The organism is Pseudomonas alliivorans (genome assembly GCF_017826695.1).
In the GTDB taxonomy this organism is placed as follows: domain Bacteria; phylum Pseudomonadota; class Gammaproteobacteria; order Pseudomonadales; family Pseudomonadaceae; genus Aquipseudomonas; species Aquipseudomonas alliivorans.
Map to the genome: position 1 here is coordinate 267538 of NZ_JAFFZW010000002.1, position 21767 is coordinate 289304.

The window sequence follows — 21767 nt, forward strand, 5'->3', positions numbered from 1 at the left end:
AAAGCCTGGAAGCGTCAGCTTGCAGGCTTTTTTGTGACATCGGTGCAGGTCATTTCGACGGCGTTACATCATTCGTTAAAGCCCGAAAGCCCGAGCATGTGTCGGACGTCATCCAGACTCAGCTTGGGAATGATGTCGTCAGGCACTCTGGACGTCGCCGACAGGTTGTAGACCTGAAAATCGTCACCCATCACCGAGTTCGCCATCAATTTCAGGGAAGGCAGGATCCGCGACTCGTAGTGTTGATCCAGCCCGCACGGAGACAGCCTGGCGCCGGGCGTTTCGTAGTAGCGTCCTGCCGATTGATTCAGGTCGAAACCCACCAGAAAGACCTTGCTGAAACCAAGGTGGTGGGCCAGTTGCAGGGCCAGGTACATCACGGTGCGGGCGTCGAAAAAGCCCAGGCTCATGTCTTTGCTGAAACCGATGTCCCTGCTGCGTCGGCTGAACAGTGAAAGTTTTCTGACCAGCCCGGATCGCTGTTCGAAGAGGCTCACGGCACTCAGTCGGTCAGCCTTCTTCAGTGCGTAGACGTTGCCTTTGGGCGAACTTCGAAGGTTCCCGATCTGGCTGGCCCACAGCGCTATGTTGTCACTGATGCGCATGGCCTGGGCAAACAGTTCTGGCTGCTGTCTTGAGAAGTCCCGGTCCGAGCAGACGTAGAAATGAGGGTTGATTCCTGCCTGGGTGAACATGGAAATCGCCCCATTCATGGTAATCATGGGGATGCAGGAAAACTCCCGTATCGGGAAGTCTGCTGCCGAAGCGCCGGAGCCCACAAGAAAGACCGGCCCTGCCGCGTTGCCCTTGCACATATCAAAGTCTTGCAGATCACAGATGTCGGCGGAAAGCTCGATGGCAACAGGCATAGAAAAATCCGTTACTTCTGACTGATGTGTAATCATTGCGATGGCTTATTGATGTTATATGGTGCTGGTTAGTTGCATAAGCTGGTGTTGGATGATAGCACCTTGTATCCAAAATAGTTCGCTAAGTTAAAGCGCTATCTCAGTCATGTATCCGGATTGTATCCATTAGTTGCTCGAATAGCGGATGGGTATCGAATATGAGTACGGCTGACTGGCTCGCAATCATGATGAGGCGTCTAGGTGTAATCCGATGGAATACATGGATTTAGAATGGAGTGATGGCATTGTGATATTGTTGCGTGATATCATTTTGGCTTGATTACTACACAGCAACGGAGTTGCAAAAATGCGTCCAGTGTCACCACTCAAACTCTCTCTCATTGCCATCGCGGCCTTTGCCGTTACCGGTTGTGCGAGCATTGTCAGCGATTCGAAATACCCGGTAGCGGTGACGTCCAGTCCGTCCGGCGCCGCTTACGAGATCGTCAATGAGAGTGGCGTTTCCGTTCGCTCGGGTGTGACGCCTGACGAGGTGACACTTAGGGCTGGAGCGGGTTATTTCGACGGCGAGAAATACAGGGTCACTTATCGTAAGGACGGTTATATCAGCAGCACTCAAACGCTCGACTCGGGCATTGACGGTTGGTACTGGGGCAACATTCTTATTGGTGGGCTGATCGGCATGCTGATCGTCGATCCCGCAACCGGAGCCATGTACACGCTACCGGAGAAGATCAATTCGACACTGGCGGTGGCGCCGGTTTCGCCAATATCTGCTGTCGGGCAGTCTTCGGTGCAGGTTCAATAGTCTGCGGGCCAATACGCGCTTATAGTGGGCTTCCTGAATTCAAACGCCGCGCCTTCTGAGGAAGAACGCGGCGTTTTTACGCGCGTCAGGGGAACTACATGATGTCATTGCGAGACTATAGGTTCGCTCACGCTGGACAGGCTACCTGATCAGGCGTGCATTCTTATGATCTCGGAGATCCATGACATGAAGTCTTTTTTTCGTCCCGCTCTGCTGCTGGCTGTTGCGCTGCCGTTAATACTGGCCGGTTGCGGCGACAAGGAACCGGAGCAGCGCGCCGCGTTCACGCAGTTCCTGCAGACCCGCATTGTGGACAAGCCGGGTGTGCGCGTCCCTACACTCACTGAAGATGAAAAGAAATCCTTCGGCGACTACAGCTCCCACTACGCTGTCATCTCGGATTTCAATGCCGGCATGGATGCGTCGGTCAAGCCACTGAACGAACTGGTGCAAAAGGGTGCGATTCGTTCGTTGAATGACGTGATCGAGCGCCGCGCCGATCTTAAGGCTGTACAGACAGGCCTCAACGACATGGGTGAACAGCTGACAAGAGAGCAGGCCAAGGCTGATGCTGCTCATGAGACGCTGAAGCAGCCGGACGATCTGAAAGTCGTCTACAACAAGGCCTATGACAAGACAGTCAGCGTGCCGGCAAACACCTTTCGCGAAATCCTGCCGCAGATCAATGGCACATTCGAAAGCACGTTGAAGATCGCTGACTATGTTGATGCGCACAAATCGCAGATCGATCTTTCCGGCCCTGTCGCGAAGGTAAGCGATCCTGCCGTGCAGGCGGAACTCAACAGGTTGCTGCAGGACTTGAACAGTCAGGCAAGGAATGTCCAGCAAGCGCAGGCACGTCTGCAGGCGGTCATGCTGGGCCGCTGATCCGGCGTTGCGCCTCAAGACGCAGCAGCGCTCGGGCCATCATGCAGCCGGTCGATCACACGAATGACCGGTTGCGATTTGCCCGTCACCGCCTAGTCTGTCTGGCAGACAGTCTGACGCCCTGTCAGGCCTTGCAGTGAGGAGGTATCCCATGTCGACAGTACCACCGCTTTTCAATGACGAGGTTCCGGCCTGGGATCGTTATGCGGCGGCTGCGCTCAGCACGACGATCACCTGCACCGAGACGGCGGAAGAGGCAGTAGTGGCGGCTGCCGAGCTTGCAGACAAGCTTGTCAAGGAACGCGAGAAACGGATCAAGGCTGCCAAAGAGCATCTTTTCCAGCACTGATCCTCAAGTCGAGCCTGATCCTCGATCGGGCTCGCGGGTCTTTAAAGCTGCCTTCCTGATATATAATCCGCGCTTCGCCATTCACTCCAGTCAACCGCTTGATGATCAATACCACCCCAATGGAATTGAAGCTTCGCGAAGCCATGATCGAGGATTCGATGTGCGTGGCGGTATTGGGGCTGCAAGTCTTTCTGGATACCTATGCCACCGATGGCATTCGTGAGTCGATTGCCCGTGAGGCGCTGGAAGCTTTTTCCCTGGAGTCCATCGCGGGAATGATTGCCCAGCCTGAGGCATTCATTATTGTCGCCGAGTCCCGTGGGCATCTGGTGGGGTTCGCTCAGGTGGCGCTGCGCACCGCGCACGAAATGATCGACGAGGTGCAGGCGGCTGAACTGCAGCGCCTTTACGTGCAGGAACGCTTCACCGGGCTGGGAGTAGGGAAGCGTCTGCTCAAGGCAGCCGAACAGCAGGCCGCACTCGGTGGCGCGCTTCTGCTTTGGGCGACGGTCTGGGCGGGCAATGATCGGGCGCTGGGCTTCTATCCGCAGATGGGCTATGGGCTCGAGGGCGCACCCATCTATGTGTTTCAAGGCGAAGCGCACGAGAATCGGCTGTACGCCAAACGGCTGGATGGCTCTGAACCTGAATACCTGGTTTCGCATTAAGTGCATTGGATGTACGCATCCTGGGCAAGGCCTCTTCCATCAACGTGCGAAAGGTGTTGTGGGCCTGTGAGGAACTGGCAATACCGTTCACTCAGGAAGACTGGGGCAGCGGTTTCAGGTCGACCGACAGCGCAGCATTTCTGAGGCTTAATCCCAATGCCATGGTGCCGGTCATCATCGACGGTGATTTCGTGCTCTGGGAATCCAACACCATCATCCGTTATCTGGCCGGTCATTATGAGGGCGATCAGCTCTATCCCAAGGAGCCGAAGGCGCGGGCGCGAGTGGATCAGTTTTCGAGCATCCCGACCTGCCGGCGGTCAATGGATATTACGAACGGCTGAGTCATCGACCGGGCTATCTGTTGTACGGACGAGACGGTATCTCGTGACGTCTGATGGCGTCAGTGTTTATCCTGCATGCCCATTTGACTCCACTCCATTACCCTTAAAGGAAGCGCGGCAGTGACCCTCATCAGAATAACCGCTGGCGGCTACTCGTTCCTGGCCGAAACCAACCCGGACGCGCCGAAGACTGTCGCTGCGTTCTTGAAGCTGCTGCCCTATAAGCAGAAATTCATTCATGTGCGCTGGAGCGGCGAGGGTTGCTGGGTGCCGCTGGATGATTACGAATTGAAGCTCGATGACAGCCTGGTCGGCTTTGAAAATGCCACCAGTCATCCTTCTGTGGGCGACATCCTTTTTTATCCCGGCGGCTACAGTGAGACCGAAATCATCCTGGCGTATGGTTCGTGTTGCTTTGCCAGCAAGATGGGGCAGCTGGCGGGTAATCACTTCCTGACGATCACAGAAGGTAAGGAAAATCTGCGCAAGCTGGGCGTGAAAACGTTGTGGGAAGGCGCGCAGGACGTGGTATTCGAGCTGGTTTGAGTGTTGCTGTTGACGAAATGCTGGCGAGATGCCGATTCGCCAGTATTTTTTGGAACCGCCGATCTTCGCCAGGGGTCTAGTCAACAATGCTTCCACAACCGGGAAGCCGAACTGGAGACCAGTCCTTGAATATTTTCGAAGCACTACGCGAAAGCCATGATCGTCAACGCGGCTATGCCGACGCACTGATTCAGACCAGTGGCGATTCAGAAGCAAGGGCTCAGGCCTACAAGCAACTCAAGGAAGAACTCCAGGCGCATGAAACCGCCGAAGAGCGTTTCTTCTACATTCCGTTGATGGAGCATGACAACGGCATCGACCTGAGTCGTCACGCCATTTCCGAGCATCACGAAATGGACGAGATGATGGAAGAACTGGACGAAACCGAAATGTCCAGCCCAGCCTGGCTGGCGACTGCGAAAAAGCTCTCCGAGAAAGTGCACCACCATTTGAAGGAAGAAGAGCAGAAGTTCTTTCAGATGGCTGGCAAGCTGTTGGATGAAAAGCAAAAGCAGTCGTTGGCAGGCAAGTACGTGAAAGAGTACGAAGAACAGATCGCTGAAGGGTAACGGGCGGTTGCGGTGCTAGAATCGTTTTTTTATCAGTGAAGGCATGACATGAAGTTAGCGATTCTGGTGATTGCGGCAGCGGTGTTGGTCGGATGCGCGGCGCCGTCGAATTCAGCACGTTCAGGCGGACCGTTCAAGATTCTGTCCAGCACCAAACCGGCAGCTGCCGTTGCCCAGTGCATTCAGGTGACCTGGCAGAACGAAGCCATGTTCGGCAGCTCTGCTGACGTGTTCATGGACAAGCTGTCCGGAGGGGGCTTCACTGTGTTCACCACAGAGACTCGCTATTTCGCGGATGTGCGTCCCCAGGGCGCCGCGTCCACTGTCGATTTCTATGCCGCCCCGAGCGATACCCAGACAGGCCTGCGTTCCGCTGCCATTGCTACCTGCCTTTAGCATCATCCTTCAGGCCCGCCACTCTGGCGGGCCTTTGCTTGCAAAAAGCAAAACCAATGCTGTCTTCTCATCTATTGATTGCTGTGCGCCCAATTGCGACGCGAACGCACAGTGGTGGGGCTTTGGTACCCAACCGTTGCCGTAAATAGCGCTGTTTTCAGCAAGCCCTCGAATCCGGCTTGCCGCACGTCTATCACACTCCTTTGATTCGCCTCACTTTTTTTGCAGTCTGCTTCTGCCAGGCAATCTGTGGCACACTTTCTGCTCTCTATTCCGTTGTTACATACCTGAATCCGCTATAGCGGAATAAAGACAAACCCGGTGGAGTTCATGTGATGCGCTACGGACCTTCTTTTCTGAAAACCTGTGTATTTGCTTTGGCAGCGGCTGTCACCTTGGTCAACCCTGCAATGGCGGCAGAGGGCAGCAAACTGGACGCGGTATTGAAGCGCGGAAATCTGGTGGTCGGCACGGGCAGTACCAATGCGCCGTGGCACTTCCAGGGGGCGGACGGAAAGTTGCAGGGGTTCGATATCGACATCGGCAGGATCATCGCCAAAGGCCTGTTCAATGACCCGAGCAAGGTCGAATTCGTGGTTCAGTCCTCGGACGCACGCATTCCCAATCTGCTGACGGACAAGGTGGACATCAGCTGTCAGTTCATCACCGTCACCGCCAGTCGCGCACAACAGGTTGCGTTCACCTTGCCGTATTACCGTGAAGGCGTCGCGCTGCTGCTGCCTGCCAACAGCAAGTACAAGGAAATCGATGACCTGAAAGCCGCAGGCGACGGCGTCACGGTTGCCGTGCTGCAGAACGTCTACGCCGAGGAGTTGGTTCATCAGGCGCTACCCAAGGCGAAGGTCGATCAGTACGACAGCGTCGACCTGATGTATCAGGCCATCAACTCCGGCCGTGCCGACACCGCAGCGACCGACCAGTCCTCGGTCAAGTACCTGATGGTGCAGAACCCTGGCCGTTATCGTTCGCCAGCCTTCGCCTGGAGCCCGCAAACCTATGCCTGCGCAGTCAAGCGTGGCGATCAGGACTGGCTGAACTTCGTCAACACCGCCTTGCATGAAGCCATGACCGGTGTCGAATTCCCGGCCTATGCCGCCTCGTTCAAGCAATGGTTCGGCGTGGACCTGCCAGTGCCTGCGATCGGCTTCCCGATGGAATACAAATAAGTCGGATCGAACCTCTCTAAAGGCAGGGTCAGCTAAAGCGCTTACCCTGCCGGGTACAGGCAACCATGAACTATCAGTTGAATTTTGATGCCGTCTGGCGCGATTTTCCAAGCCTGCTGGCGGGGCTGGGCCTCGGACTGGAACTGGCCCTGATCTCGATTGCCATCGGCTGTGTGATCGGTCTGATGAACGCGTTCGCACTGCTGTCGCGTTACCGCGCGTTGCGTATCGTGGCGTCGATCTACGTCACGGTGGTGCGTAACACACCCATTCTGGTGTTGATTCTGTTGATCTACTTCGCGCTGCCAGGCCTGGGCATTCGTCTGGACAAGCTGCCGTCGTTCGTCATCACCCTGTCGCTGTACGCAGGCGCCTACCTGACCGAAGTGTTTCGCGCCGGTCTGCTGAGCATCCACAAGGGCCAGCGTGAAGCAGGGCTGGCCATCGGTCTGGGCGAGTGGCAGGTCAGGGCGTACATCGTGGTACCGGTGATGCTGCGCAACGTGCTGCCGGCACTGTCCAACAACTTCATTTCGCTGTTCAAGGACACCTCGCTGGCCGCTGCCATCGCGGTGCCGGAACTGACGTATTACGCGCGCAAGATCAATGTCGAAAGCTACCGGGTGATCGAAACCTGGCTGGTGACAACAGCGCTGTATGTCGTGGCCTGCTACGTGATTGCCACGCTGCTGCGCACCCTCGAACAACGTCTGGCGATTCGCCGCTAGGAGGCTGTCATGTACCAACCCTCTGGCTGGTTGCAGGAAGTGTGGAATGCCCGTGAAGTGCTGTGGTCGGGTTTTCTGACCAGTATTCAGTGTTCGGCGCTGGCCATTCTGTTCGGCACCCTGATCGGTATGTTTGCCGGTCTGGTGCTGACCTACGGCGGTTTTTTTGCGCGCCTTCCGATTCGGCTGTACGTCGATCTCATTCGTGGCACACCGGTGTTCGTACTGGTGCTCGCGGTGTTCTACATGGTGCCCGCGCTGGGCTGGCAGATCACTGCCTTTCAGGCCGGAGCACTGGGGCTGACGTTGTTTTGCGGCTCGCACGTGTCGGAAATCGTGCGCGGTGCCCTGCAGTCGATTGCGCGAGGACAGCTGGAGGCGGGCAAGGCGATCGGGCTGCGGTTCGGCCAGTCACTGCGGTATGTGCTGTTGCCGCAGGCCATGCGCCAGATTCTGCCGACCTGGGTCAATTCCTCGACCGAGATCGTCAAAGCCTCGACCCTGCTATCGGTGATCGGCGTTGCCGAGCTGCTGCTCAGCACCCAACAGGTTATCGCCCGAACCTTCATGACGCTGGAGTTCTACCTGTTCGCCGGTTTTCTGTTCTTTCTCATCAACTACGCCATTGAGCTGCTCGGGCGATACATCGAAAAACGGGTGGCCTTGCCATGACACAGACCCAGACCAAAGCCCTTTCACCCGCGTTGCTCAGCATCGAGGGCCTGCACAAATCCTACGGCACTGTCGAGGTGCTCAAGGGCGTCGATCTGCGCATGCAGAAAGGCAACGTCGTAACCCTGATCGGCTCCAGCGGCTCGGGCAAGACCACGCTGCTGCGTTGCGTCAACCTGCTGGAAGAGTTTCAGGGCGGACATATCCGGCTGGAAGGCCAGGACATCGGTTACAGCGAAATCAATGGCAAGCGCACCCGTCATCCCGAGCGGCTTATTGCCCAGCACAGAGCCATGACGGGCATGGCGTTCCAGCAATTCAACCTGTTTCCGCATTTGAGCGCGCTGCAGAACGTGACACTCGGGCTGCTCAAGGTCAAAAAGATGCCCAGGGATCAGGCGGTAGCGCTGGCAGAAAAATGGCTGGATCGGGTTGGCCTGCTGTCGCGGCGCGATCACTTCCCGGGCCAGCTGTCTGGCGGTCAACAGCAGCGCGTGGCGATTGCCCGAGCCATCGCCATGAACCCCAGTCTGATGCTGTTCGATGAAGTGACCTCGGCGCTGGACCCGGAACTGGTGGGCGAGGTGCTGAATGTCATCAAGGATCTGGCGGAAGAGGGCATGACCATGTTGCTGGTCACCCATGAAATGCGATTCGCTTATGAAGTGTCCGATCAGATCGTGTTCATGAATCAGGGCCGTATCGAGGAGCAGGGCCCGCCCAAGGCGTTGTTCGAACAACCCAAATCAGCGCGCCTGAGCGAATTTCTCAAAAACATCCGGTTTTAATAACGTTTCAGGAAGGAGAACCCCATGAGTATTACCCGTTATGGTGCTGGCAGCACTGCCGGGGGCGGCCAGCCCCGTCCATTCGCCCGCGCCGTCGAAGCCGACGGCTGGCTGCACGTATCCGGGCAGGTCCCGGCAGTGGACGGCGAGATCATCGTCGGCGGTATCGTCGAGCAGACCCACCAGACCATGCGCAACCTGATCGCCATCCTCGATGAGGCCGGTTACGAGCTCAAGGACGTGATCCGGGTCGGCGTCTGGCTCGAAGATCCACGCGACTTCTGGAGCTTCAACAAGGTCTTCGGTGAGTACTTCACGCCGGAGCACGCACCCGCACGCGCTTGTGTACAGGCCAACATGATGGTGGACTGCAAAGTCGAGATCGACTGCATCGCCTACCGGCAGAAGTAGCCGCTCAGGTTTTCCGCCGGCCCGTGTCGGCGGCCCAACACTATGGATAGCAGCAGATGACCGATGTGACTCAAGCGAGCGAAGACACTGTCAAGCGCCGTGCCCGAGGGCTGGACAGGGCGTTCGATATCCTCGATTTCCTCAAGGAAAAAGCGACGCCCATGCGACCCAATGAAATCGCCAGCGGCATCGGCAGCCCCAAGTCCACGGTCTACGAGCTGGTGGCCTCATTGCTGGAGCGTCGGATTCTGGAGCCGGTCGGCAAGGACGGACACGTCTACCTCGGTCGCCAGTTGTATTTTCTGGGCCAGGCGCACCTGCGGCACTTCGACTTCACGCGTGAGGCCGAGATCTGCCTGGGTGACATCGTCAGCCAGACGCGGGAAACCGCGCAAATGTGCCTGCTCAATGGCCGTAAATACACCGTGGCGCTCATGAAAGAGGGTGAGCGGCACTTCCGGATTTCTTCCGACATCGGCGAAGACGCGCCGATTCCCTGGACCGCGTCCGGGCGCCTGTTGCTTAGTCATCTCAGCGATCAGGAGATCGTCGACCTGATCGACCCGGAGGATTTCATCCTGCCGGGTGGCGAACGTCTGCCGCTGGACACCTTTCTTGGCGAGATACGCAAGGCGGGTGAGGAAGGCTTCTTTTCCTTCGACAGTGTGGCCGACACCTTCACGCATTGTTTTGCCGCACCCGTCAGGAACGGGCAGGGTCAATGCATCGCCACCCTGTGCATCGTTGCGCCACGTGCCGATGCCAGGACTCACTACAGCGACTATCGCCGGGTGCTGATCGACAGCGCCAATGGCCTGGCTCGCCGAATCAATGAATAACGTGTTTTCAGCAGGAGATTACTGATGAACATTGCCGTCATCGACAAAGGTCTTGCCCGGCCGGGAGACAGCCTGGTCAGCGACGTCAGCCTGCCCGCGCTGGTCATTCACCAGCCGGCGCTGGATCACAACATTCGCTGGATGCAGACGTTCGTGACCAACAGCGGCGCCGAACTGGCACCGCATGGCAAGACCAGCATGGTACCCGCGCTGTTCCGGCGGCAGATCGAAGAGGGCGCCTGGGGGATGACGCTGGCCACTGCCGTACAGACCCAGGCCGCGTATGCCCACGGCGTGCGCCGTATCCTGATGGCCAATCAGTTGGTCGGCCAGCCCAACATGGCGCTGATTGCCGAAATGCTGGCCGACTCGACCTTCGAATTCCACTGCATGGTCGATCACCCGGACAACGTCGCGGCACTGGGCAAGTTCTTCGGCGAACGTGGTCTGCGCTTGAACGTGATGATCGAATACGGTGTGCCGGGCGGGCGTTGCGGCTGTCGCACCGAGGCCCAGGTGCTGGAGCTGGCAGACGCCGTCCTGGCGCAGCCTTCGTTGGCATTGACCGGTATCGAGGGTTACGAAGGCGTGATTCATGGTGATCACGCCATCAGTGGCATCAAGGCATTTGCGGCCTCGCTGGTGCGCCTGGCGGTCGACTTGCAGGATAAGGGCGCTTTCGCGCTGGATCGGCCGATCGTGACCGCTTCAGGTTCGGCCTGGTACGACCTGATCGCCGAAGCATTCGATGCGCAGGCGGTGCGCGAGCGATTTCTCAGCGTGTTGCGCCCCGGCAGTTATGTGGTGCACGACCATGGCATCTACAAGGATGCGCAGTGCTGCGTGCTGGATCGCCGTGCCGAGCTGAGCGAAGCGCTGCGGCCGGCGCTGGAAGTCTGGGCGCACGTGCAGTCCATGCCGGAACCGGGCTTTGCGGTCATTGCCATGGGCAAGCGTGACGTGGCTCATGACGCAGGCCTGCCTAACCCGTTGCGCCGTTACAAGGCGCACGTCATGCCTGCCAGCGGCGATGACGTCAGCAACTGCAAGGTCACGGCAGTGATGGATCAGCACGCGTTCATGACCGTTGCGCCTGGCTGTGAGCTGAAGGTGGGCGACATCATCGCCTTTGGTACGTCACATCCATGCCTCACCTTCGACAAGTGGCGTTCAGGTTGCCTGGTGGATGATGACCTGCGGGTGATCGAGCCCTTCAGCACGTACTTCTGATTCCACGCGTACAGAGGAGTGACCGTCACATGAGCCTTCCACGTGTCGCCCTGATCGGCGAATGCATGATCGAATTGCAGCAGCATGCAGATGGCAGTCTGCACCAGAGCTTTGGTGGAGACACCTTGAACACGGCGGTCTATCTGGCCCGTTTGCTGGGTAGCGGGCAGGTGGACTATGTCACCGCGCTGGGCGATGACAGCTTCAGTGATGCCATGTGCAAGGTCTGGTCGGAAGAGGGTATCGGTCTGGGTAAAGTACAGCGCCTGCCTGGCCGCCTGCCGGGGCTTTACTGCATCCAGACCGATGGCAGTGGCGAACGACGGTTTCTGTACTGGCGCAACGAGGCGGCAGTGCGGGATTGCTTCATGACACCGGCAGCCGAGCCGATTCTGGCTGCTCTGACCAGTTACGATGTGCTGTATTTCAGCGGCATCACCCTGGCGGTGTTGGGGGCAGAAGGCCGTTCGCGTTTGCTTGCGATGCTCGCCAAGGCCCGCTCGCGGGGGGCAAAGGTTGCCTTCGACAACAATTACCGGCCCAGATTGTGGGCCAGTGTCGAGCATGCGCGTGAGGCCTACCTGGCGTGCCTGCCATATGTGGATCTGGCATTGCTGACCGAAGACGATGAGCAGGCGCTGTACGGGTATACCGACACCGAGCAGTTGCTGACGGCCTATAGGCAGCGCGGGATCGATGAGATTGTCATCAAACGTGGCGCCCAGAGTTGCATTGTGGAAACCGACGGCAAGCGTTTCGAGATCCCGACGCAAAAGGTGGAGCGAGTCGTCGATACCACGGCTGCCGGGGACTCTTTCAGTGCCGCGTATCTGGCGGCCCGTCTCAAGGGTGAGCATCCACAACAGGCGGCCGAGGCCGGGCATCGGCTGGCGGGTATTGTCATTCAGCATCCGGGCGCGCTGGTCCCGAAGTCCGTCATGCCGCAGTAGTGGCATTTACCGCGTTACATGCAGTTGATCGGCTAACGCACTGAACACAAAGCATTTCGCTGGAACCGGCGCGCAAATCCAGCCACCATAGGCGTCCTTTTTGCCCCGAGCCCATGACCGGAGTCTGCGTGCCCGACGATCTGCCTTCTGCGCTTCCCCATGACCTGGATGTCGATCTCAACCCGCCTGAACAGTTGCCGTTCTTCAAGCGGCTGTTGTCACGGCTGATCGGCCGCAGCCTGACCGGACTGGGGTCGCAGCACACGCCATCCTGGTTTCAGGGGCATGCCGATGGTTACCTGAACGGGCACATCGAAGGCGTCAGGGAAGGTTACGCCGACGGGTACATGGACGGTCAGCAAGAAGGCCGTCAGGTGTTGGTAATCAGTGACACGCGCCCTGCAAGACACCGTGGCCCCAAGGTGGACGATCACCTGTTCGACGACTGGCGGCTGGCACTCACGCCCGAATTGAAAAAGCGCATCAAGAGTGACGTCGCCGAAAAACTCCCGGCCCATGCGCAGCCCAGTGCGGCGCAGTGGAAAATGATCTTCAGCGACACGCCGTCAACTTATGTGATTGCCGGTGCGGGCGCCGGCAAATCCACGTCGCTGGTGCTGCGCATCCTGTTGCTGCATCACTACCTGGGCTACGAGCTGGATGCGATGACCGTGGTGACCTTCACCCGCGAGTCACGCAAGGACTTCATCAACAAACTGATCGACGTCATGGCCCTGTGGGGACATGCGTTGAGCCAGAAACAGGCGCGTGATGTGGTGCGTACCTTTCACTCGCGTATTCTGCCTTTGGTGCGCAGCCTGCCGGGCTTCGAGCATTTGCGAGCCTTCGAGACGCTCGATGGCCAGACATCCGCTCAGGAAGACGCCGACAGCAACCCGTTCGATCTGCGCATCAACGATGCCCAGCGCCATCAGATGAATCTCTGTTATCGCGACCTCTACGCCAGCAATGAGCGTTTTCGGGAGGTTATGGCGCCGTTGTATCGCCACGCCTTGCAGCTCAAGGAACTGGACCGCGACCATCCCGACGTCCAGAAGCGTGTAGCCGTGACGGAGCTGTCCTCGAAACGTGATGAAGAGTGGTGCGATACCGTCGAGGATCTATGGATACGCGCCGGCGCCTGGCCTATAAAAGGCATTGAGCCTATGCGCCAAGCCGTTGAAATCAATGGTTTTCCCTTCCATTTTCACGGCTACATTGCCGAGCTGGATGCATGGGTCGTGCTGGGGTTGGACGCCAGCGAAGATCAGCACCTCAAACGGCGTGGTGCCAAATTGCCGGTTTGGGCAGAAGGCGTCATCAAGCGCACCCTGTTTCAAGCTTTCTGTAGTAAGCCATTGATATGGATGGATAATTACAATTCTGCGAACGAAGTCATGCAGTCACTGGCCGGGTCCGCCGTTGCCGGTCCTGGCTTCGATTACCGGGTCAAGGGCGAACTGAGCGCCGGGCCGCTGCTGGACTGTTTCGTAACGGCCGCGAGCTTTATCGAGAACCTGGGCCTGGACGTGCCGAGCGCCGTTGCCGAGATGAGTTTTGCCAGCGATGACCCAGACAGGTTCTTCTTCGAGGCCCTCAGCCTGTTCTGGAAAGCCTTCGAACAGCACCTGCTGGCCCAGTCGCCACCGGTCATGACGTACAACCGAATGTTCGCGCTGTTTGGTGAAACCTCGCCGGAGAATCTCAAGCACGTCAGTGACCCTGTGCTGCGTCCTCTGTCGCACCTGATGATCGATGAGTTTCAAGACGTCTCGCCGCAGATCGTTTCGTGGATACGCGCCTGCCTGCGTGAAATCCGCCGACGTGGGCCGGCCATGCACACCGGGTGTATTGCCCAGCATTCCTCATTGTTGTGTGTGGGCGATGACTGGCAGTCCATCTATGGCTGGCGCGGCAGTTCACCGAAGTACTTCATGGAGTTCGTCAAAGAGTTCTCATCGCCGGCGACCACCAAAGTCATGCTCAGCGAAAACTATCGCAGCCATCAGCACATCATCGATGCGGCCGAGCATATCGTTCGGGCGGCCCCTGCGATTCCCGGCAAGAAAGCCCGTGCCAGTGGTGCACCTCAGGAATTGCTGCCAGTCAGTGTGCGTGATCGTGATGAGGACGAGCTTGCCGAACGGGTCGCCGAGCATTACAACGACGGCGATTCGATCCTGCTGCTGTACCGCAAGGGCAGCGAAAAAGCCCGCTTCTCCCAGCGCCTTCAGGCGTTGATCGACACAGACGCGATGCACGGCGCTCAGGGTCGACGTATCAAAACACTGACTTACCACAGTTCCAAAGGGCTCCAGGCCGACGCCGTATTTTTGCTGGGCGATTGCCAGCACCTGACTGTCTCGCCCTACAAGAATCAGGTCTATCGTCTGGCAGGTCTCGGTGATACCAATGACCTGCAGCCGTTCGATTCGGCACAGAAGGATGAGGTATTGCGCCTGGCCTATGTCGCCATTACGCGTGCGGCCCGGCATTGCCACTGGTACGTCGAAGACAGCGCTGGCGGTGCTGACAGTGTTCAGATGCCCAAGGCATCGGACAGGGTCGCGGCCGACAAGCCATTCTTCGAAGACCTGCGCCAGAAGTCACTGACACGCCGTCAGTGAAGGGATGTGTGCATCAGAGCAGATATCAGGAAAAGCCGACCAACTGAGTGTGGGCACCGAACAGTTCAAGTTCGGTTTCGATGGCTTCGATGATTCTCTCCACGTCTGCAGCGTTCATCACGGTGGCGCAGGGCAGTCCTGCTATCGCCAGTACCGTCTCGCCACTGGCCCGGTCGAACAGGCGGGCGATCATGCTGCTGGGCGCGTCCATGCTGGCTTCGAAGCCTACCGGATGAAAATGCCAGCGCATGAGTTGGCATGCATTGGGGAACGTTACCTTGTTCATGGCGATATTCATGGCGATGGCCCACCTGATTCAATCGAGCACTTCCCGGGCTCCATAGGGTAGGGAGACCCACCGAGACTCAACCTGCAAAAGCCCGAGAGAGCGGAAAGAACTACCGAGGTATATTCCTCGCCGCGTCATGCTGCTTTCCTACGGTGTTATCAGAGCGGTCTGACCAGCACTAAAAATAGCACCCGACAACGGAATGATGGAAAAATTTTTTATGACGCAGCAAGATTTTTTCAATTATTTGATGCGCGTCAATATCGAGTATTTGTCAAGGGCGTTCTGTGCAGGTCTTGTGGGCTTGTCATGCACTAGGGCAAGCTGTCGCCATTGACCCGAGGAAAACAATAATGCTGAAAAAAGCCCTTGCTGCGCTGATATTGCTGGCTTCGACCAGCCATGCGGCGGAGACGGTCAATATCTACAACTGGACCGATTACATCGCGCCGGACACCCTGAAGAATTTCGAGTCCGCCACGCATTACAAGACCGTGTACAAGACCTACGAAACCAACGAACACCTCAACGCCAAGCTGATGGCGGGGCACTCCGGCTACGACGTGGTGTTTCCGTCGGTGCACTTCATGGGACGGCAGATCGAAAAAGGGCTGCTGAAAACCCTCGACAAAAGCCAGTTGCCCAATTGGAAAAACCTTAATCCGGTATTGCTCAAGGCGTTGAATGCCAGCGACCCTGGCAATCAACATGGCTTTCCCTATCTGTGGGGCAGTACCGGCATCGGCTACAACGTAGCCATGGTCAAGGCTGCGCTGGGCAAGGACGCTCCGCTCAACTCATGGGACCTGCTCCTCAAGCCGGAAAACATCAAAAAGCTTGCCGGGTGCGGCGTCGCGGTCATCGACAGCGCGCCGGCCATGCTGCCTATTGCCCTGACCTACCTGGGGCTTGAACCGCACAGCGAAAACCCTGAGGACTACGCTCGCGCGCAGGCTGTGCTGACGGCAGTGCGGCCTTACATTCGTAATTTCAGCTCGTCGCAGTACATCGCCGATCTGGCTTCGGGCAAGATCTGCGTGGCTGTGGGTTACTCCGGGGATATTTCCCAGGCTCAAGAGCAGGGGGGCAACACGATTGTGATCAATTATGTCGTGCCGAAGGAAGGTGCGCCAATGTGGTTTGACATGGTTGCGATTCCCGAGGATGCGCCGAACCCGAAGGCGGCTTATGCATTTCTGAACTATCTGTTGCGCCCTGACGTCATCGCGGGCATCACCAATGTTGTGCACTACGCCAACGGCAACGAGAAGGCCGATGCGCTGATCAAGCCTGCGTTGTGGACCGATACCGATGTCTACCCTGACGCCGACATGCTTGATCGCATGTTTGCCATGGCTCCGGTGTCAGAGAAGATCGATGCGCTGCGGGCCAGGATCTGGCGCGATATCAAGGCGGATAAATAACGCCCGGCTTCTCGTCGACGATCAGATCAGATGGGCCTGCTGCAACTCGGTCAGGGCCTGAGCTTTCAGACGGGCCAGTCGCGGGTTACGTCGATCCCTTGGCGCCTCCAGGCCCACCGTCAGTTCGTGCACGATTCGGCCGGGCCGGCTGCCCATGATCAGCACCCGATCACTCAGGTACAGCGCTTCATCCACGTCGTGGGTTACCAAAAGCAGGGTTATGGCGTGCCGGCTGGCCAGTTGCAGCAGCAGATCCTGGAGTTTCATGCGGGTGAATGCGTCCACGGCACTGAACGGTTCGTCCAGCAACAGAACGGCCGGGTGCGAGTACAAGCCTCGGGCGATCGCCACGCGCTGTGCCATGCCACCTGAAAGCGACTTGGGCAGGGCGTCGGCAAAACCGGTCAGACCCACCTCGCCGATCAGTTGCCTGACCCAGGCGCGGTCGTAATTCCCGTCATCACTGAAGCCGATGTTCTGTTCCACGGTCAGCCATGGCATCAGTCGTGGTTCCTGAAAAACGAAAGCCACCTCGCCCTGCAGCCGTTTCACCTTGCCCTGAAAGTCGCGTTCAAGACCGGCAGCGATTCTCAGCAAGGTGCTTTTGCCGCAACCGCTCGGGCCAAGCAGGCTGACGATTTCACCTGCCTGCAACGACAGATCAATGTCCCGAAGAATGGTGCTTTCGGCAAAGGCCTTGAGTGTGACGCGAATTTCCATCAATGCAGCGGACATCGGTCAACCCTCCTGGCTCTGGCCATTGAATGCGTCGCGCCAGCTCAGAAAACGTTTTTCCAGGCCTGCCAGCAGGCCGTCACTCAACTTGCCCAGGCTCGCCAGCACGACAATGGCGGCCAGGACGATGTCTGGGCGTGAGGTTTCGCGGCCGTCGCTGAGCAAGTACCCCAGGCCCTTCGTAGCGGCAATCAGCTCGGCGGCGACCAGAAACATCCACGCCAGACTCATGCCGCTGCGCAGTCCGGTAAACAGGCCGGGCAGAGCGGCAGGCAGAAGAATCCGCCGTGTCAGGCGATAGCGACTGAAACCGTTCATCTGCCCGACCTCCACCAGCTTGCGGTCAATGCCGCGAATCGCTGCCACGCCATTGAGGTAGACCGGAAAAAACGCACCGATGGCAATCAGCACAATCTTCGACGTTTCTCCAATACCCAGCCACAACAGCAGCAACGGCACCCACGCCAGGCTCGGAATCGAACGCAGCCCGGCAAAAGCAGGTTCCAGGTACGCCTCGGCTTCACGACTCAGGCCCACCCAGGCGGCGAACAACAGCGCCAGGCTCGCGCCGATGGCGAAGCCGCTGAGCACACGCAGCAGGCTGGCGCCGATGTGTTTCCACAGCGAGCCCTCGGCCAGGTCGCCCAAGGTCATCACGATCTCGCTGGGCGCAGGCATCTGATAGGAGGGCAGCCAGCCGATCCGTACAACCAGCTCGAGAATCACGATGACCAGGAAGGGTAATACCAACCCTTTACTGGATGTTTTATACCTTTCCCATACTCCGCGTTTCACCCGAGTCGACAGGGCAGGCTGCGCGCCCGGCAGCGTTTTTCCAGCGCTGTTCATTGGCGAGCAATCACGGAAGCCGAAAAGTCAGGCGTGATCAATTGATCGACGACCTGTTCGACGTTCACACCTTTGCGCACCAGTTCTTCGGAAACCAGAATCGGCGCTGCGGCTTTGGAGGACTCAACATCCTTTGCGCTTAGTTGCGGCGCGCTCAGGTCAGTCCGTGACAATTGCAGGCGGGCCACTTCCAGCGGCAGCCCCGACTCCTGGGCCAGCAATCTGGCCAGTTCATCCGGGTGCTCGACTGCCCACTCACGCGCTTTCTCGTATGCCGTCATGACCGTTTTTATGGCCTCCGGATGTTCCTTGGCGTACGTCTCGGTGACGCTCAGCACGCCATAGCTGTTGAAGTCCTTGTTGCGATACAGCAGGCGTGAGCCTGCCTGGATTTCGCTGGCGGCCATGTGCGGGTCAAGACCTGCCCAAGCGTCCACATCGCCTTTTTCCAGCGCGATGCGGCCATCCGGGTGTTGCAGGTGCAGCAGTTCCACGTCGTCTTTCTTCAGGCCAGCCTGTTGCAACGCGCGCAGGGTGAACAGGTAAGGGTCGGTGCCTTTGGTGGCGGCGATTTTCTTGCCTTTGAGGTCAGCCACTGTTTGCAGAGGCGAATCCTTGCGCACCACGAACGCAGTCCATTCCGCTCGGCTGTAGACATACACCGACTTGATCGGGCTGCCATTGGCACGAGCCAGGACTGCCGACAGACTGGCCGAAGAGGCGAAGTCGACACTGCCGCTGTTGAGGTATTCCAGTGACCGGTTGCTGCCCTGGCTCAGGACCCAGGTCACCTTTGATTGCGGCAGCGCCTGCTCCAGCCAGCCGAAATGTTTGAGCACAAGACTCACGGGTGAGTAGTAGGCGTAATCCAGATGGATTTGCGCAGGAACTGTTTCAGCCGCTTGAGCGACCGGCTGCTGCGCAAAGACCAGAGCCATACTCACTAGCAACCCTTTGGCGAGTAAACGGGAGGTCTTCAAGCGAAACGCAGAGCGAAATGATGGCATGGTGGGCGTCCAAGGTCAGGGATGAGGTGGCAGTACCGATTCTGTTATTTCCAATTCAGCAGTTGCATAGATTTAATATGCTTAAAAAGGAATATGCAGGCTCTGTGCCAGACCTGAAGCGGTTCAACTCAGCCTGTTTTGAAGTGATCCCGGGTGGCAGGTGCTGTTGTCCAGCGTGCAGTACTGTTCGCAAGCTGTTGCCCCACCCACAGTCGAAAGTGGTTGCGCGGTACTGCCTTGCTTAAGTTTTTGCAGAAAATCAGCCTATTTTTGGCCTCAAATGCAACAGAAAGGGATTTTTGGACTCCTATCGTCCGTATTCTTCATTCCGCAACATTGCAGTACTAGTCTTAATCCGTGATCAAGGGACACGTATTCGACTGATCCGCAGGGACAGAAAAGGGTGGCGAACCCGCTATGGCAAGCGCCTTCGCAGCAGCGACACGCTGACTTTTCCCTTAACCGCGTACCGGACTCAGACAATAATGAATATTCCCAAACTCTCTTTGAGCAGCCGACTTCAGCGGCGTATTGCCTGGATTACTTTTCCTTCCGTTCTGATGGTTTCAGCCGTGCTGCTGTTTTCCATGGGCAAAGGCGTGTACGCCGATCCGAAAAACGGCACCCAGACGCTGGTTTTCCTGCGTCATGCCGAAAAGCCTTCCATGGGACTGGGCCAGTTGAATTGTCAGGGTCTCAACCGGGCAATCGAATTGTCCGAACTGTTGCCCAAGGAGTTTGGCAAGGCCGACTTCATTTTCGCGGCCAATCCAAGTCGGCACGTGGAAGAGGGTGATGGCGACCTTTCCTACAGCTACGTCCGCCCCCTCATGACGGTTGGCCCGAGCGCGATCAAGCTTGGCCTGCCGATCAACATCGATTTTGGTGCCAACGACACCAGCGATCTGGCTGACGAACTGATGCACGACAAGTACCACAACGCGATCATTTACACCGCCTGGTCCCACGGCTATCTGCCAGAACTGATCAACAAGGTGGCCAAGGAAGCGTCCGGCAAGGACGTGAAGCTGGTCAATGACTGGGAAGGCGACGATTTCGACTCAGTGGTTGTCGTGACCCTGAAATGGGTAGATGGCAAGGCCACGCTGGAATATCAGAACCACAAACAGGGCCTGAACAACGGAGCCGAAGCGTGCCCGCAATCAACGTGAGAACGTCGTCGGCAAGTTGCTGAACACATCGGATCAGGCTGCTGGCCGACGATGAACAATGACGCGATTTCCTGACACGCCGTGTCGACTGCATCGCCTGCCAGCAACCTCCCACGGTTCGGTCTTTGCTGCGCGACAGCGCGACGTCGAAGACGTGGGTGAGGTCTCCCACATAGCGTGTCTCTTCAGTCAGTCAGTCGATGTTCGATCACGCTGATCAGACTTGTCGGATCAACCGTTGATAAACTTCATCGACTCCGCCCCGTAGCGCTCACCGGCCACGGCACCTTCGGCCGGAAAGATCGCATCCAGCTGCGCCAGTTCGTCTTTGCTCAACGCCACCGAAGCCGCCGCCACGTTGCTTTCCAGGTACTTGCGCTGTTTGGTACCGGGAATCGGGATGATGTCGTCGCCCTGGGCCAGAACCCAGGCCAGGGCCAATTGCGAAGCGCTGACGCCCTTGGCGGCTGCGATGGCTTTGACCTTTTCCACCAGTTCCAGATTGCGGTTGAAGTTCTCACCCTGAAAGCGCGGGCTGAAACGGCGGTAGTCGTCTGCTGCAAAATCGTCCGGGGTGCGCAGTTCGCCAGTCAGAAAGCCTCGCCCCAGCGGGCTGTAAGCCACGAACGCGATGCCCAGACGACGGCAGGTGGCAAGCACGTCGTCCTGCTCCGGATCGCGCGACCATAGCGAATACTCGCTTTGCACAGCCGCCAGTGGATGAACCTTGTGGGCGCGCTCGATGGTGTGTGCGCTGGCTTCGCAAATACCGATGTGACGCACTTTGCCGGCCTTGACCAGCTCGGCCATGACGCCAATGGTTTCCTCGATCGGCACATTCGGATCGACGCGGTGCTGGTAATACAGGTCCAGATAGTCAGTGTTCAAGCGCCTGAGGCTGCCATCGATGGCCTGACGTACATACTCGGGACGGCCATCGACACCGCGGGCGTGGGGATCGTCGCTGCGCACAATGCCGAACTTGCTGGCCAGATAAAGGCTGTCGCGCTTGCCCTGCAGCGCACGGCCGAGAAGGGCTTCGTTGGTGTGCGGGCCGTACATGTCGGCGGTGTCGAAAAAGCTGACACCCAATTCAAGAGCGCGATGCAGTGTCGCAATGGATTCCTGCTCGTCGAAGCCCGTGGTGTAGAAGTCCGACATGCCCATGCAGCCAAGACCAATCGCTGAAACCTGCGGGCCTTGATGGCCGAGTTGACGTGTGATCACGATGTTTTCTCCCTGGAATGAAAAGACAGATCAAGTGTGTGCTCTTCGCATTGCGCAATAAACCGGCTGTTTCTGATTTAACTGTTCGTTTTATCTAAACAATCCAAGGCGCAATACCGCCTGCAAGCACGGCAACCATGACCCGGCGACATGGCTGATCCGACAAAACGCACTAGCCAGAAAAAACGCAAAAGA

Annotated in this window: 24 protein-coding genes and 1 pseudogene; 19 read left to right on the forward strand and 6 right to left on the reverse strand. The window is 57.8% G+C overall.

Annotated features, from left to right (window positions below):
- Positions 1-68: 68 nt before the first annotated feature.
- On the reverse strand, positions 69-869 hold the full coding sequence (locus JTJ32_RS05890; protein WP_210041381.1) for a WaaZ-like lipopolysaccharide core biosynthesis protein: 801 nt from the start codon (positions 867-869) through the stop codon (positions 69-71).
- Positions 870-1215: 346 nt separating this feature from the next.
- Between JTJ32_RS05890 and JTJ32_RS05895 the strand changes: the two genes are divergently transcribed.
- The 17 genes and pseudogenes from JTJ32_RS05895 to JTJ32_RS05975 all read left to right on the forward strand — a co-directional run bounded on the left by JTJ32_RS05895 (position 1216) and on the right by JTJ32_RS05975 (position 14869).
- Entirely contained in the window at positions 1216-1677 is a 462-nt protein-coding gene (locus tag JTJ32_RS05895; protein WP_184322806.1) for a hypothetical protein, read from the forward strand.
- Between the two features lie 186 nt (positions 1678-1863).
- Positions 1864-2565 (forward strand): DUF3053 domain-containing protein, encoded by a 702-nt coding sequence (locus tag JTJ32_RS05900; protein WP_210041383.1) that lies wholly within the window; start codon positions 1864-1866, stop codon positions 2563-2565.
- A gap of 151 nt (positions 2566-2716) precedes the next feature.
- Positions 2717-2914, forward strand: a complete 198-nt coding sequence (locus tag JTJ32_RS05905; protein WP_099230504.1) for a hypothetical protein — start codon at positions 2717-2719, stop codon at positions 2912-2914.
- A gap of 101 nt (positions 2915-3015) precedes the next feature.
- Positions 3016-3582 (forward strand): GNAT family N-acetyltransferase, encoded by a 567-nt coding sequence (locus tag JTJ32_RS05910; RefSeq protein ID WP_210041385.1) that lies wholly within the window; start codon positions 3016-3018, stop codon positions 3580-3582.
- A 5-nt stretch (positions 3583-3587) separates the two neighbouring features.
- A pseudogene (locus tag JTJ32_RS05915) lies at positions 3588-3878 on the forward strand (glutathione S-transferase N-terminal domain-containing protein); the annotation flags it as partial.
- A 168-nt stretch (positions 3879-4046) separates the two neighbouring features.
- On the forward strand, positions 4047-4472 hold the full coding sequence (locus tag JTJ32_RS05920) for a DUF3830 family protein (protein WP_099230508.1): 426 nt from the start codon (positions 4047-4049) through the stop codon (positions 4470-4472).
- A 125-nt stretch (positions 4473-4597) separates the two neighbouring features.
- On the forward strand, positions 4598-5041 hold the full coding sequence (locus JTJ32_RS05925) for a hemerythrin domain-containing protein (protein ID WP_004884478.1): 444 nt from the start codon (positions 4598-4600) through the stop codon (positions 5039-5041).
- A 48-nt stretch (positions 5042-5089) separates the two neighbouring features.
- Positions 5090-5437, forward strand: coding sequence for a 2-oxoacid ferredoxin oxidoreductase (locus JTJ32_RS05930; RefSeq protein WP_099230510.1), 348 nt, complete (start codon positions 5090-5092; stop codon positions 5435-5437).
- Positions 5438-5772: 335 nt separating this feature from the next.
- A complete protein-coding gene (locus JTJ32_RS05935; RefSeq protein ID WP_099230512.1) occupies positions 5773-6624 on the forward strand; it encodes a transporter substrate-binding protein in 852 nt (283 codons plus the stop codon).
- 65 nt (positions 6625-6689) lie between these two features.
- Positions 6690-7352, forward strand: coding sequence for an amino acid ABC transporter permease (locus JTJ32_RS05940; RefSeq protein WP_099230514.1), 663 nt, complete (start codon positions 6690-6692; stop codon positions 7350-7352).
- 9 nt (positions 7353-7361) lie between these two features.
- On the forward strand, positions 7362-8024 hold the full coding sequence (locus tag JTJ32_RS05945; protein ID WP_210041387.1) for an amino acid ABC transporter permease: 663 nt from the start codon (positions 7362-7364) through the stop codon (positions 8022-8024).
- Positions 8021-8812 carry an amino acid ABC transporter ATP-binding protein gene (locus tag JTJ32_RS05950; protein ID WP_099230518.1) on the forward strand — a complete coding sequence of 264 codons (792 nt, stop codon included), beginning with the start codon at positions 8021-8023 and terminating at the stop codon, positions 8810-8812. Before JTJ32_RS05945 ends, JTJ32_RS05950 begins: the two co-directional genes overlap by 4 nt.
- Positions 8813-8836: 24 nt before the next feature.
- A complete protein-coding gene (locus JTJ32_RS05955) occupies positions 8837-9223 on the forward strand; it encodes a RidA family protein (protein WP_099230520.1) in 387 nt (128 codons plus the stop codon).
- 56 nt (positions 9224-9279) lie between these two features.
- Positions 9280-10062: an IclR family transcriptional regulator gene (locus JTJ32_RS05960; RefSeq protein WP_099230522.1), complete on the forward strand. Its 783-nt coding sequence runs from the start codon at positions 9280-9282 to the stop codon at positions 10060-10062.
- 24 nt (positions 10063-10086) lie between these two features.
- On the forward strand, positions 10087-11292 hold the full coding sequence (locus tag JTJ32_RS05965; protein WP_210041389.1) for an amino acid deaminase: 1206 nt from the start codon (positions 10087-10089) through the stop codon (positions 11290-11292).
- Between the two features lie 29 nt (positions 11293-11321).
- Positions 11322-12242 carry a 2-dehydro-3-deoxygluconokinase gene (gene kdgK / locus JTJ32_RS05970; protein ID WP_210041390.1) on the forward strand — a complete coding sequence of 307 codons (921 nt, stop codon included), beginning with the start codon at positions 11322-11324 and terminating at the stop codon, positions 12240-12242.
- Between the two features lie 128 nt (positions 12243-12370).
- Positions 12371-14869: a UvrD-helicase domain-containing protein gene (locus JTJ32_RS05975; protein WP_210041392.1), complete on the forward strand. Its 2499-nt coding sequence runs from the start codon at positions 12371-12373 to the stop codon at positions 14867-14869.
- A 25-nt stretch (positions 14870-14894) separates the two neighbouring features.
- On the opposite strand, the gene JTJ32_RS05980 is transcribed toward JTJ32_RS05975, so the two are convergent.
- Entirely contained in the window at positions 14895-15155 is a 261-nt protein-coding gene (locus tag JTJ32_RS05980; RefSeq protein ID WP_004884495.1) for a DUF1652 domain-containing protein, read from the reverse strand.
- A 356-nt stretch (positions 15156-15511) separates the two neighbouring features.
- Here JTJ32_RS05980 and JTJ32_RS05985 point away from each other — a divergent pair, with 356 nt between their 5' ends.
- Positions 15512-16582 (forward strand): polyamine ABC transporter substrate-binding protein, encoded by a 1071-nt coding sequence (locus tag JTJ32_RS05985; RefSeq protein WP_099230528.1) that lies wholly within the window; start codon positions 15512-15514, stop codon positions 16580-16582.
- Positions 16583-16603: 21 nt separating this feature from the next.
- On the opposite strand, the gene JTJ32_RS05990 is transcribed toward JTJ32_RS05985, so the two are convergent.
- The 3 genes from JTJ32_RS05990 to JTJ32_RS06000 are packed head-to-tail and all read right to left on the reverse strand — an operon-like array spanning position 16604 to position 19173.
- Entirely contained in the window at positions 16604-17317 is a 714-nt protein-coding gene (locus JTJ32_RS05990; protein ID WP_210041394.1) for an ABC transporter ATP-binding protein, read from the reverse strand.
- Positions 17318-17320: 3 nt separating this feature from the next.
- Positions 17321-18166, reverse strand: coding sequence for an ABC transporter permease (locus JTJ32_RS05995; protein WP_210041396.1), 846 nt, complete (start codon positions 18164-18166; stop codon positions 17321-17323).
- The gene (locus JTJ32_RS06000) at positions 18163-19173 is read right to left on the reverse strand and encodes an aliphatic sulfonate ABC transporter substrate-binding protein (RefSeq protein WP_210041398.1); all 1011 of its coding nucleotides are present in this window, start codon (positions 19171-19173) and stop codon (positions 18163-18165) included. Before JTJ32_RS06000 ends, JTJ32_RS05995 begins: the two co-directional genes overlap by 4 nt.
- Before the next feature lie 485 nt (positions 19174-19658).
- On the opposite strand from JTJ32_RS06000, the gene JTJ32_RS06005 reads away from it, so the two are divergent.
- Positions 19659-20345 carry a hypothetical protein gene (locus tag JTJ32_RS06005; protein ID WP_210041400.1) on the forward strand — a complete coding sequence of 229 codons (687 nt, stop codon included), beginning with the start codon at positions 19659-19661 and terminating at the stop codon, positions 20343-20345.
- Positions 20346-20576: 231 nt separating this feature from the next.
- Here JTJ32_RS06005 and JTJ32_RS06010 read toward each other — a convergent pair whose 3' ends face one another.
- Complete coding sequence (locus JTJ32_RS06010; RefSeq protein WP_210041402.1) at positions 20577-21572, reverse strand: aldo/keto reductase; 996 nt, start codon at positions 21570-21572, stop codon at positions 20577-20579.
- Positions 21573-21767: the final 195 nt, after the last annotated feature.